This is a genomic window from Variovorax sp. KK3, from assembly GCF_001984055.1.
In the GTDB taxonomy this organism is placed as follows: Bacteria; Pseudomonadota; Gammaproteobacteria; order Burkholderiales; family Burkholderiaceae_C; genus Variovorax.
Map to the genome: position 1 here is coordinate 16,932 of NZ_LYVO01000084.1, position 12,058 is coordinate 28,989.

General features: G+C 67.2%; 13 protein-coding genes. 3 read left to right on the forward strand and 10 right to left on the reverse strand.

What is annotated here, in order from left to right; genetic code table 11:
- Positions 1-17: 17 nt before the first annotated feature.
- Genes B0W80_RS28615 through B0W80_RS28640 form a run of 6 tightly spaced genes read right to left on the reverse strand, consistent with a single transcriptional unit; the run spans position 18 to position 6,463 of the window.
- Positions 18-953, reverse strand: a complete 936-nt coding sequence (locus B0W80_RS28615) for an amidohydrolase family protein (RefSeq protein ID WP_077002547.1) — start codon at positions 951-953, stop codon at positions 18-20.
- A gap of 39 nt (positions 954-992) precedes the next feature.
- Complete coding sequence (locus tag B0W80_RS28620) at positions 993-2,153, reverse strand: GTP-binding protein (RefSeq protein ID WP_077002548.1); 1,161 nt, start codon at positions 2,151-2,153, stop codon at positions 993-995.
- Positions 2,150-4,465, reverse strand: a complete 2,316-nt coding sequence (locus B0W80_RS28625; RefSeq protein WP_077002549.1) for a xanthine dehydrogenase family protein molybdopterin-binding subunit — start codon at positions 4,463-4,465, stop codon at positions 2,150-2,152. Before B0W80_RS28625 ends, B0W80_RS28620 begins: the two co-directional genes overlap by 4 nt.
- Positions 4,462-4,971, reverse strand: coding sequence for a (2Fe-2S)-binding protein (locus B0W80_RS28630; protein WP_077002559.1), 510 nt, complete (start codon positions 4,969-4,971; stop codon positions 4,462-4,464). The genes B0W80_RS28625 and B0W80_RS28630 overlap by 4 nt, the downstream gene beginning before the upstream one ends.
- An 11-nt stretch (positions 4,972-4,982) precedes the next feature.
- A complete protein-coding gene (locus tag B0W80_RS28635; protein ID WP_077002550.1) occupies positions 4,983-5,846 on the reverse strand; it encodes a xanthine dehydrogenase family protein subunit M in 864 nt (287 codons plus the stop codon).
- Positions 5,843-6,463 carry a UbiX family flavin prenyltransferase gene (locus tag B0W80_RS28640; RefSeq protein ID WP_077002551.1) on the reverse strand — a complete coding sequence of 207 codons (621 nt, stop codon included), beginning with the start codon at positions 6,461-6,463 and terminating at the stop codon, positions 5,843-5,845. The genes B0W80_RS28635 and B0W80_RS28640 overlap by 4 nt, the downstream gene beginning before the upstream one ends.
- 203 nt (positions 6,464-6,666) lie before the next feature.
- Between B0W80_RS28640 and B0W80_RS28645 the strand changes: the two genes are divergently transcribed.
- Together B0W80_RS28645 and B0W80_RS28650 are read left to right on the forward strand one after the other, a co-directional pair.
- Complete coding sequence (locus B0W80_RS28645; protein WP_077002552.1) at positions 6,667-7,038, forward strand: TIGR02444 family protein; 372 nt, start codon at positions 6,667-6,669, stop codon at positions 7,036-7,038.
- Between the two features lie 138 nt (positions 7,039-7,176).
- Positions 7,177-8,127, forward strand: a complete 951-nt coding sequence (locus B0W80_RS28650; protein WP_077002553.1) for a LysR family transcriptional regulator — start codon at positions 7,177-7,179, stop codon at positions 8,125-8,127.
- Positions 8,128-8,133: 6 nt separating this feature from the next.
- Here the strand turns inward: B0W80_RS28650 and B0W80_RS28655 are convergent, their stop codons facing one another.
- Positions 8,134-9,222, reverse strand: coding sequence for a TRAP transporter substrate-binding protein (locus B0W80_RS28655; RefSeq protein ID WP_077002554.1), 1,089 nt, complete (start codon positions 9,220-9,222; stop codon positions 8,134-8,136).
- 11 nt (positions 9,223-9,233) lie between these two features.
- Positions 9,234-10,007 (reverse strand): aldolase, encoded by a 774-nt coding sequence (locus B0W80_RS28660; RefSeq protein WP_077002555.1) that lies wholly within the window; start codon positions 10,005-10,007, stop codon positions 9,234-9,236.
- Between the two features lie 76 nt (positions 10,008-10,083).
- Between B0W80_RS28660 and B0W80_RS28665 the strand changes: the two genes are divergently transcribed.
- Positions 10,084-10,752 carry a helix-turn-helix domain-containing protein gene (locus B0W80_RS28665; protein WP_077002556.1) on the forward strand — a complete coding sequence of 223 codons (669 nt, stop codon included), beginning with the start codon at positions 10,084-10,086 and terminating at the stop codon, positions 10,750-10,752.
- A 426-nt stretch (positions 10,753-11,178) separates the two neighbouring features.
- Here B0W80_RS28665 and B0W80_RS35190 read toward each other — a convergent pair whose 3' ends face one another.
- Positions 11,179-11,451: a hypothetical protein gene (locus tag B0W80_RS35190; protein WP_077002557.1), complete on the reverse strand. Its 273-nt coding sequence runs from the start codon at positions 11,449-11,451 to the stop codon at positions 11,179-11,181.
- Positions 11,448-12,058: RHS repeat-associated core domain-containing protein (locus B0W80_RS28675; RefSeq protein WP_143684819.1), on the reverse strand; the 611-nt coding region annotated here is incomplete at its 5' end. The genes B0W80_RS28675 and B0W80_RS35190, both read right to left, overlap by 4 nt.

Genomic DNA, 12,058 nt, shown 5'->3' on the forward strand with positions numbered 1-12,058 from the left:
TCTCGGTTCTCTTCCGTTCAGTACAGGTCGATCACGGGCTGCGGATCGAGCTTGCGGCCCAGGCGCTTGCAGGCTTCGTCGAAGCTGCGCGGCGGGGAGCTGGTGTCCAGGCCCACCATGCGGGCGATGTTGTTGCCCAGGTAGTCCTCGAGCGTGTCCTCGTCGAGGTTCAGGCCCTGCGGCGGGTTGGTGCACAGCACCTCCAGCAGGCGAAGCCACATGCCGGGCTCGTTGGGCGGCGTGTCCGAGCCGAAGATGATCTTGCTCGGGTGCAGCACCTTGGCGAACTCGACGATGCGCGACTGCAGGCACCAGCCCGATTCGCAGAACACGTTGGGCAGCTCCTGCGCCCACTGGAAGGGCTCGAAGCAATACACGCCGCCGGTCTGCACGCCGAAGTGGGCCATGATGAAGTTGACGGTCGGGAAGGCCTTGATCATCGGCACCCATTCGGTCGGGATGCTGTAGGGACCGTCGCCCACGTGCAGCTTGACCGGCACGCCCAGTTCGGCGCATTTCTCGAAGGCCGGCCGCACCCAGTCGAGCGCGCGGTCGGGCCGGTAGGCATGCATGTTGGCCTGCATCTGCACCATCTTGAAGCCATGCTCCTTGACGTAGCGCTCGATCGCCTCGACGCTGTTCTTCACGCCGCAGCGCGGGTTGTAGACGAAGCAGCCGAGGAAGCGGTCGGGGTGCTCCTGCACGCACTTGAGCGTGTAGGCCATGTAGTCGTCGATGGACTCGCGGCCCGACTTGTCGCCGTCGGTCCAGGTGTAGATGGTGTTGCCCTGCGGCGGCTGGATGAAGGCCTTGTCGATGCGGCGCGGCTTGCCGTTGACCCAGTACGGGCCGTCCATCGTCTCCAGCAGGCGCTCGGCGGTGTAGGCCTCGCCGTCGTGCCACCAGGCCAGGTCGACCTGGTCGGTGGGGTAGCAGCTGATGTCGATGATCATGGGTGATGTCTCCTTGTCGGACGTTGGGGTTGAAGCGCTTCAGGCGGCTTCCAGCGCCTCGTTGAACTGGGTGTGCGGTGCGAGGCAGGCTTCGAGGCGCGCGCGCAGCTTTTCGTCCTGCAGGTGGCGGCCGATGAAGACCAGCTTGCTGGCCGGCGTTTCGTCCCACCAGGGGAAGGACGGCTTGAGTTCCAGGATGCGGTGCACGCCCTGCAGCACGTGGCGGCGGTCGTCGCCCTGCACGTGCAGGATGCCCTTCACACGGAAGATGTCGTCGCCGCGGATGGCGAGCAGGTCTCGCAACGTGTGCATGAGGCGATCTGCATCGAAGGGGCGGTCGAAGGTGAAGGACACCGAGGCGACCGACGGGTCGTGCGTGTGGCCCGGCGCGGCGAGGAGGGGCGGCACGGAGCCGTGCTCATGGTGGCAGTGGGCGTCGCAGACGTGCCCTTGCTCATGATCGTGATCGTGTCCCTGCACACCGTCGAGGAAATGCGGGTCCGTCATCGACAGCGCGTCCGACTCGAAGGACTGCAGGCCGAGGATCAGCGACAGGTCGACCTGCGCCTGCACCGTGCGCAGGATCGGCGCGCTCGAATTGAGCGAGCGGATGCGGCCTTCCACGTCCTGCAGCTGCGCTTCGGGCACCAGGTCCGACTTGTTGAGCAGGATGCGGTCGGCCACCACGATCTGCGTGACGGCCTGGTTGTCGTAGTCCTCCAGCGCCGGGTCGTCCAGGTGCGGCTGCACGTGCAGCGCATCGACCAGCGCGACCACGCCGTCGAGCACCACTTTCTTCGCGACCTCGTTGTCCATGAAGAAGGTGGCGGCCACCGGCGAGGGGTCCGCCAGGCCGCTGGTCTCGACCAGGATGTGGTCGAACTGGTCCTTGCGGTCCAGGAGCTTCTGCAGGATCTTGACCAGGTCGTTGCGCACGTCGACCACGCAGCAGATGCAGCCGTTGACCACCTGGAAGATCTCTTCCTCCGAGGCCAGCACCAGGTCGGAGTCGACATCGACCTCGCCGAACTCGTTCTCGATCACCGCGATGCGATGGCCGTGCCGCTCGGTCAGGATGTGGTTGAGCAGCGTGGTCTTGCCTGCGCCCAGGAAGCCGGTGAGGATGGTGACGGGCACCGGCCGTTGCGAGCGGTCCTGGTCTTGCCCTTGGTCTTGGGCTTGCCCTTGGTCTTGGCTCATGCGAGGACTCCTTCTTCGTGTGTGGGGTGTGCGGGATGAACGGCCTGCTTCTCGCGCAGCGCCTGCAGCACCTGCTCGGGCTTGATGGGGTAGTGGCGGAAGCGCACGCCGATGGCGTCGAACACGGCGTTGGCGATGGCCGGGCCGATGGCGACGATCGGGTCTTCGCCTACGCCCTTGGCGCCGAAGGGGCCGCCGGGGTCGGGCGCGGTTTCGAGAATGACGGTGCGAATGGACGGCATGTCCATCGACAGCGGCATCTTGTAGTCGACGAAGTTGGCGTTCAGCGAGCGGCCGGTCTTCATGTCGATCTGGTAGTCCTCGTACAGCGTGTGGCCGATGCCCTGCTGGATGCCGCCTTCGATCTGCCCGGCCGCGGCGATCGGGTGGATCACCTTGCCGATCTCGTGCACCGGCACGACCTGCAGCACGGTGATCTGCCCGGTCTCGATGTCGACGACGACCTCGACGAAGTGCGCCGCGAACGAGTACGACTTGGTCGGGTGGTAGGTCGCGCTGCCGACGAACTGCGCCGCGGGGATGCCCTTGCGCGGCGCCACGGCGTCGCGGATGCTCATGCTGCGATCGGTGCCGCGCACCTGGAGCGTTCCGTCCGCGCAATCGAGCTGGTCGGCCGTGGTGTCGAGCAAGCCGGCAGCACGGTCGAAGAGCTGGCGCTTGATCTCGATCGCCGCGAGCTGCGCCGCCTTGCCGCCCAGGTAGGTCGTGTGGCTGGCGAAGGCGCCGATGTCCCAGGGCACCACGTCGGTGTCGCCGTGCATGACGGAGACCGACTCGAATCGCACGCCCAGTTCCTCGGCCACGATCTGCGCCAGTGCGGTGTGCGCGCCGGTGCCGAGGCCGGCGGTGCCGGTGAGCAGCACGACCGTGCCGTCCTCGTTCATCTTGACGATGGCGTTGCCCTGCTCCTTGATGCCGGGGTAGGCGCTGCTGCCGTGCATCTCGCAGCCCATGCCCCAGCCGCGGCGTTGCGGGCCCTTCGTGTCGCGCGGCCGGCGGCGCAGTGCGGCCCAGCCCACCTCTTCCATGCCGCGGCGAATGCAGTCGGGCAGGCCGTGGCCGATGAGCGGATGGTTCGAGGGCGCGATGTCGCCTTCGCGCACCGCGTTCTTGAGCTTGAGCTCGGCCGGGTCCATGCCGAGCTTCTGCGCCGCCTCGTCCATCTGGATGTCGAGCGCGTAGTAGGTCTGCACCACGCCGTAGCCGCGGAAGGCGCCGGCGATCGGGCTGTTGGTGTAGAGGCAGCGGCCTTCGAGCTGGATGTTCTCGCAGCGGTACAGCGAGGTCATCGCGTTGGTGCCGACGATGGTCACGCCCGGGCCGTGCGAACCGTAGGCGCCCGAGTTGTAGACCACGCGTGCGTGCCGCGCGACCAGCGTGCCGTCGTTGCGGAAGCCCTGCTTGAGCCACAGCTTGAACGGGTGCCGCGTGCGGCCGCCGAGAAAGGTCTCTTCGCGGGTGTACTCCATGCGCACCGGCCGGCGCGTCTGGCGCGCCAGCAATGCGCACAGGAACTCGCTTTGAAACAAGTCCTGCTTGGCACCGAAGCCGCCGCCCATGTGGTCGACCAGCACGCGCACCTTGTGCAGCGGCAGGCCCAGCACCTCGGCCATGATGCCGCGCACCATGAAGGCGGTCTGCGTCGAGATCCACACCGTGAGGTTGCCGTTGCCGTCCCACTGGCACATGCAGGCGTTGGGCTCCATGTAGGCCGGCGTGGGGCGGCCGCCTTCGTATTCGCCTTCGATCACGAAGTCGGCCTCGGCGAAGCCGCGTTCGATGTCGCCGCGGCTCACCACCACCGGCGGCAGCACCAGGTTGCCGCCCGGCTCGCGGTCGTGGATCAGCGGTGCGTCGGGATGCGCGGCGTCTTCGATGGTGAAGACGGCGGGGAGCGCTTCGTACTCGACCTCGATCAGGTCGAGCGCCGCCTCGGCGATCTCTTCGCTGGTGGCGGCCACCACGGCCACGGTCTCGCCCCAGTAGCGCACCTTGTCGTCGAGGATGTACTGGTCGCAGGTGACCGAGGCCGAACGCGGATGCGGGGAGCCCGCATGCAGCACGCGCGGCACGTTCTCGTGCGTGAGCACCGCCTTGACGCCGGGCAGGGCCAGCGCGCGGCTGGTGTCGATGCGCACGATGCGGGCATGCGCGATGTTGCTGCGCTTGCTGCGGGCATACAGCAGCCCGGGCTGGTGCATGTCGGCGACGTACTTGGCATCGCCGCTGACCTTGGCCAGCAGGTCGGAGCGCTTGACGCTGGTGCCGATGATGGTCTTGCGCTCGGTCATTGCGTCACCTCCCCGCGTGCATCGCGCATGGCGTGCTCGCCGGCCGGCGCGGCCATCGAGATCGCGTCGATGATCTTGGTGTAGCCGGTGCAGCGGCAGATGTTGCCGGCGATGGCGAAACGGATCTCGTCGACCGTCGGTGCAGGGTTGTCGTCGAGCAGCGCCTTCGCCGCGACCAGGATGCCCGGCGTGCAGAAGCCGCACTGGGCCGCGCCGCAGCGCATGAAGCATTCCTGCAGCGGGTGCGGCGTGCCGTCGGGCGACTGCAGGCCTTCGACGGTGGTGATCTCGCTGCCCTCGGCCTCCATCGCGAGGACCAGGCAGGCGTTGACCGGTTGCCCGTTCATGATGATGGTGCACGAGCCGCACTCGCCGACGTCGCAGCCCTTCTTGGTGCCGGTGAGGCCGGCCTCGTCGCGTAGCGCGTCGAGCAGGCTGCGGTTGGGCGCGACGGCGATGTCGCGCGGCTCGCCGTTCACGGTGAACGAAATGATCTGCTGCTTCATGGCTGGCATGTCTAAATCTCCCCAAGGGCTTGTTCGAGCGCGCGGCGCGTGAGCACCCGCACCATGTCGCGGCGGTAGGCGGCGCTGCCGCGCACGTCGCCGATGGGCCGGGCTTCGTCGCAGGCGGCCTGTGCGGCCTGGGCCAGGCCTTCGGCCGTGGGGCGGTGCCCGCGCAGCACGGCTTCGGCCTTCGCGGCGCGCAGTGGCGTGGGCGCCACGGCAGCCAGCACGATGGCCAGGTCCTGCGTGATGCCGTGCTCGTCGAGCGTGATGCGCACCGCCACGCCCACCGTCGCCAGCTCCATCTGCGCGCGACGGCCGTGCTTGATGTAGGCCTTGCCGGTGCGCGGCGGCGGTGCCGGGATCTCGATGTGGGTCACGATCTCGTCCGCGGCCAGCACGGTGCGGCCGGGGCCGGTGCAGAAGTCCTGCACGGCGCAGCGGCGCTGGCCGGACGGGCCGTGGATGCGCAGCACGGCCCCGTCGGCGATCAGCGCGGGCAGCGTATCGGCCGAAGGCGAGGCGCGGCAGACGTTGCCGACCACCGTGGCGCGATGGCGCACCTGGATCGAGGCGAAGTCGGTCGCCGCGCGCGCCAGGCTGGCGTAGTGGCGCAGCGTGACGGGCGATGTCTCGACCTGCCGCGTAGTGACCAGCGCGCCGAGCAGCAAGCCTTCGCGCGGGTCGTACGCGAAGTCGTCCATGCCGGGGATCTTCTTGATGTTGATCACGTGGGCCGGCTGGCGCACGTGCTCCTTCATCTGCACCATCAGGTCGGTGCCGCCGGCGATCAGGCTGGCCGGCGCGGGGCCGGCGCGCAGCAGCGCCACGGCCTCGTCCAGCGATGCGGGTTCGCTGTATTCGAAGTGCTTCATGGTTGGTGTTGAACTTCTGGCTTGGCTTCGTCGAAGGAACGCCCCGAAGCGGGCCCCGTCCAGCGCCTTACTGCGCCGACGTCGATGTCGAACAGGTCGAGCACCCGGCCGAGGGAGTGGTCCACCATCTCGTCCAGGTTCCGCGGCCGTGCGTAGAAGGCCGGCACCGTCGGCGCGACGATCGCCCCCATCTCGGTGACGGCCAGCATGTTGCGGATATGCGTGAGCGTCAGCGGCGTCTCGCGCGCCAGCAGCACCAGGCGGCGGCGCTCCTTGAGCATCACGTCGGCGGCGCGCGCCACCAGCGTGCCGCCGGTGCCGTGGGCGATCTCTGCCAGCGTCTTCATCGAGCATGGCGCGACGACCATGCCCAGCGTGCGGTAGGAGCCGCTGGCGACGCAGGCGCCGATGTCTTCGTTCTTGTGCACGCGGGCGGCAAGCGCCGTCACGTCGGACAGGTGCAGCTGCGTCTCGCAGGCCATGGTGATCTGCGCGGCACGGCTGACGACCAGGTGGACTTCGATGCCCGTCGGCTGCAGCAGCTGGAGCAGGCGATGGCCGTAGACGAAGCCGGAGGCGCCGGTGATGGCGACGATGAGGCGGGCGGGGGAATTCATTCTTGCTCCCCGAATTGCTCCCTCTCCCTTTGGGAGAGGGCGGGGGTGAGGGCACCGGGCCTTCGACATTGCGCGGCGCTTGATCGACTGCCGCTGCCCTCACCCCAGCCCTCTCCCAGAGGGAGAGGGAGCGAAACAGGGACAGGGCGTGATGCGGGCGCCGGCGCGTTCGGGCATAGTCCGTCGGCCACCGAAGCCCAGCGATGCCACTTCCCATCGACGCCGACTCCGCCTGGGCCGCCATCGGCGCCCTGTACGCCGACCCTGCCCTGCAGCAAACACTGTTGCGGCGCCAGGACGACGAAGGACTGGATGTCGTGTTGCACCTGTTCGCGCAATGGGCCACGACGCAAGGCCATCCGCTGGGTGACGCGGCGCTGGAAGAAGCACGAACGCTTGTCGCCCCGTGGCGCAACGAAGTCATCGCCCCGCTGCGCGCGCTGCGCCGAACGATGAAGCCAATGACAGCCGGCGCGGCAGGGCTCGAAGCCGTTCGCGACCAGGTGAAGGCCGCCGAACTCGCTGCCGAGCGCGCACAAGTGCAAATGCTCTGCAACTGGCTGCAGGCGCGTTGAACGCAACATCGTGGGCTCCTGAGAACAGTGGAGGCCAACCCGGCGAAAAGACCGCTTCGCCACGGGCATGGCCTCATGCTGTCAGGTTTGCCCTATCTGAAAAACGGGGGCGTCGCGATATATTCATCGCGAATCACTATGAATATCAGCCTGCGCCAGTTGCGCGTGTTCGTCGCGGTCGCCGAAGCGCTCAGCTTCACGCGTGCCGGCGAGGCCTTGGGCTTGCCGCAGTCCAGCGTGAGCACGCAGCTGCGCGAGCTGGAAGAAGCGTTGGGCCTGCGCCTGTTCGACCGCCACACGCGCATGCTGCGGCTGACCGAGGCCGGCGCCGAGATCCTGCCGCTGGCGCGCAAGACCCTGGCCGACCTCGATGCGGTGGTCGGCAGCTCGACCGAGCTCAAGACCCTGGGCCGCGGGCGCGTGTCGATCGCCGCGTCGTCGGTGCAGGCCGCCCTGGTGGTGCCGCGCGTGATGCGCGCCTTCGCCGAGCGCCATCCGGGCATCAAGGTGGAGTTGTTCGACGTGTCGCAGGACGACGTGTTGAGCATGGTGCACAGCGGCGCGGTCGACTTCGGCCTGGGCACCGCCTTCCGCAGCCACCAGGAGCTGGGCATGCGGCCGCTGTGGCACGAGAGCTTCTACGCCGTGCTGCCCGAAGGCCATCCACTGGCGGCCAAGCGCGAGGTGGCCTGGCGCGAGCTGCTGAACGAGCCGCTGATCGGCCCGCGCAAGGGCAACCCGGTGCGCACGGTGCTCGACTTCGCGCTGGCCAGCGAGGGCCTGGTGCTCAACCTGCACCACGAGGCCTCGCTGCCACTCACCATCGCCGGCATGGTCGAGGGCGGCCTGGGCATCGGCATCCTGACCAGCTCGATGCGGCAACTGGCCGAGTCGTTCCAGCTGCAGCTGCGGCCGATCCACCGGCCTTCGATCCAGCGCGAGGTGGTGCTGGTGCTGCACACCGGGCGATCGCTGTCGCCGGCAGCCAAGCAGTTCAGCGATGCGCTGATCGATTCCGCGCGCACCCGCAGCAGCAGCAGCACGGGTACGGGCGCCGCCGCCGCGGGCGGCCGCAACGGCCGCCGCTGAGCGGCTTCAACGCGTGGCAGTGCCGCGCTTGGTGCCCAGCATGTACTGCTCGGCCGCCCCGTCGTTGACCGAAGCCCACACCAGTTGTTCGTCCAGGAATTCGCGCCACTTGCCGTGCACCTTGGCGAACACCGGGTTGGACGCGGCCTCTTCCTTGAGCACTTCCTGCGTGGCCTTGTGCATCGCATCCATGATCGGCTTCGACCAGTAGCCCAGCCGCGCCCCGCCGCCCACCAGCCGCTTGAGCGCGGGCACGTTGCCGACGTCGTACTTGGCCAGCATCTCGGCACTGGCCTGCGCGCAGGCCGCTTCGAGTGCGGCGCGGTAGCTGTCGGGCAGCTCGGCCCAGGCCTTCTTGTTGGCGATGAAGCAGAGCGACGCGCCAAGCTCCATCACGCCCGGCCCGTAGTAGTAGCGCGCCACCTTGGCCAGGCCCAGCTTCTCGTCGTCGTAGGGGCCGACGAACTCGACCGCGTCGAGCGTGCCCTTCTCGAGGGCAGGATAGACGTCGGCCGCCGCCAGTTGCAGCGGCGTCGCGCCCATCTTGGCGTACACGCGCCCGAGCAGGCCCGGCACGCGCATGCGCAGGCCCTGGAAGTCCTGCACGCTCTTCATCTCCTTGCGGAACCAGCCGCCCATTTGCGCACCCGTGTTGCCGCAGGGGATCTGCACGGAATCGAAGCGGTCGTAGATCTCGCGCATCATCGCCAGGCCGCCGCCCTGGATCATCCAGGCCTGGTGCTGGCGGGGCGTCATGCCGAACGGAATGCCGGTGTCGAAGGCCAGTGCCGGCTCCTTGCCGACGTAGTAGAAGCCGGCCGTGTGGCCGCATTCGACAGTGCGGTTCTGCACGCCGTCGAGCACCGACAGCGGCGGCATCAGCTCGCCGGCCGCGAAGGGCGTGATGGTGAAACGGCCGTCGGTGAGCTTACGCACGATCTCGCCGATGGCGACCGCGCCGCCGAACACGGTATCGAGCGACTTCGGAAAGCTCGAAGGCATGCGCCAGCGAATCGCGGGAAGGGTCTGCGCGATGGCCGGGGCCGAAACGGCGGCGGCGACCGCAGCGCCGGCGAGGAGGGAACGTCGTTGCATCGTGATGTCTTTCAGGCGGCCAGGCAGTCGGGAGTCGCACGCAGAACGCGTCGAGCGAAGTATTGAAAGGTCAGGTCGGTGATCTGCGGCTTCAGCAGGAAGTCGCGCGATTCCTTGGCCAGATGGCCCGGCACCGGCTTGATGGTGCCGGCCGCCATGGCGCGCAGCTGCACCGCCACCGCTTGCTCCATCCAGATCGCCAGCGTGGCAGCCTCGGCCACCGTGGCACCGGCCGTCAGCAGGCCGTGGTGCGCGAGCAGCAACGCCTTGCGGCCCGCCAGCGCGTCGGAGATCAGGCGGCCTTCCTCGTTGCCGATGGGCAGCCCGGGCCATTCGCGCAGGTGGCCGCAGTTCTCGTAGAAAGGCGTGGCGTCCATGCACGCGACTTCCAGCGGCCGGTCGATGGTGGCCAGTGCCGACACCGCGGCCGGATGGGTGTGCACGATGCACTGCACGGCCGGGTTGGCGCGGTACACCCACAGGTGGAAGCGCGTGGCCGGATTGGGCAGCGACACGCCGTCGAGCGGCTTCAGGTCGTCGTCGGTGAGGATGAAGCTCTGCGGCTCGGCCTCGTCGGCACCGATGCCGAACTTGAGCGTGTAGTAGGTGCCCGGCTGCTCGCCGCGCGCCGTGATCTGGCCGGCCAGGCCGTTGGCCCAGTGGCCTTCGGCCGCGAGCATGCGGCAGGCGAGCACCAGCTGCTCGACGGTGCTCCATGAAGAACGGGTGGTCTTGCTCTCCAGGTCGCGGTCGACCGCGTCCCGGATGTCCTGGTCGGCTTGCATTCGATGTCCTTGTCGTGAAGTCAACTTGTTGACCGATTCTGGTCAACGTGTTGACCTGTGTCAACATCATTAACCCATGGCGACCCGAAGCACCGTCCGCACCCCCCGCCCGACCGCCACCGCTGCGCGCAAGACGGCGCGTGCCGCCGCGCCGCCAGTCGGCGCCGTCGCCGCCGACGACGAAGCGCCGGGCCCCGCATTCCTGAGCGTGGGGCCGCGCATCAAGGCGCTGCGGCGCCTGCGCAACATGACGGTGGAGGAGTTGGCCGACGCGGTCGGCGTACACAAGGCGCACGTGTCGCGGTTGGAGCGCAGCCTCAAGACGCCTTCGATCCACATGATGGCCCGCCTGGCCAAGGCCCTCGGCACCAGCATGGGCAACCTGGTCGGCGAAACGCTCGACAAGGCCGACATCAAGATCACACGCGGCACCGACTTGGCGCCCGGCTACCCGGTCGAAGAGCCGGCCCAGCACCGCATCGCGCCCCTGCTGCACGGCCACTCGGTCGGCTCCTTCGAAGCCTTCATCGTCTACCCCGGCCAGAGCGGCGGCACCGTGCAAGCCCAGCACGAAGGCCAGGAAATGCTCTACGTGCTGGCCGGCACCATCGACGTGATCTTCAACGAGCGCACCGAGCGCTTGCAGGCAGGTGACTGCATCCACTTTCCTGGGTATCTGAACCACAGGATCGCGCGCGTGGGGCGGGCACAAGCAAGGGCGCTGCTGGTGCTGTCGGCGGATTGAATCGGTCGCGCGTGGTTATCACGCGGCGCAAAGAAACTCTGCGCGGACTGCTACCCACCGGATCACATCGCTTTGGCTCTGGACGGCCGGCCCACCAAGCCAACCGCGTGGATGGGTGATGTCATGGTTTGTGTCCCATGCTCCTGATCGAATCACCTTGCTGATATGCGCTGATTCCTTCCACCAAGATGAACTCGGTGCGCAGTTCGAACTTGGCGTGTTCGTTTTGACCACACAGGCGAACCAGCGGACCTTCTTTCATAGCCCACCTGCTGGCTCACGACGTTGGCCAGGACTTGGGTCTCGGCGACCACCGTGCGTAGGCGTCACGGGTGTAGGTGGTGATGCCGCAGCGGTCGGTGAAGGAGGTCAGATATGACCCCGGCCTTACCGTCTCTCAACGAGTGTGGTGCACCGAGCGCAAGCTCATTTCGAATACGGCAACGAGATGCCATGTGTCGCGCATGCAGATTCATAGTGCTCTTTGGCCTCGACGTATTTTTCCTCCAGTTCGTCAAGTTCATCTGCGAGGCGTTCAAGGTCGTTGATATGCAGATGCTCTCGCATCGTTCCAAGTTGACTCACGAGGGCTGCGAGCGTGTCGCCTTGGATGACAACGCCCGGATACTGTCGCTCGGGCAACTGAACAACAGCAAAATTCTCCGGAGGGCTCAATAGTTTGATCTCAATGCTCTTCATCGCTGGCTTCCTATCGGATAAAACTGGATAAAGGGTTTGGTCTCGTCGACAGGTCCACGAGGCATGATGTCTACGTTGGAGCGTACGCCTTCTTTGAGGTTGCCAGCGCCCGGGACAGAAGTTGAAGCACTTCGCCTAGTTTTACTGGTCGCGTTGATGACATAGTCCCAATCTGAGCGAGGTCCCGCAGTACCGCTCGCTCTACTTCCCACCAGGCATATCGGCGCCTGCGTTCTGTTGGCGGCGTTCTGAATCCGGATCGCTTCGTTTGGCGCAATGTTTTCGATCTTGGCGCCGCCACCAACCCGTGGTTGCGGCGCTCCTCGGGCGACTCCACTGCCAGATCCTCCGCCAGCTCCACCCGCCATCCCACCTCCGCCCTCAAGTGGGAGCAGATCGATCGGCCTTCCAGGTTGTCTTACCAAACCATCCGGATCTGAGTAGTTGAGCGGGTCCGCTCCGACATATTCAAAAGGGTTAGGCCCACCATCCCAGCCCGTCGGATCAGCCTGCGTGTAGCGTGCGCCCGCAGCGGGGCTGTAGCTCCGGTTGACGTTGTAGTTCAGCCCCGACTCTTTGTCGAAGTAATGGCCGTCGTAGCGCTTGT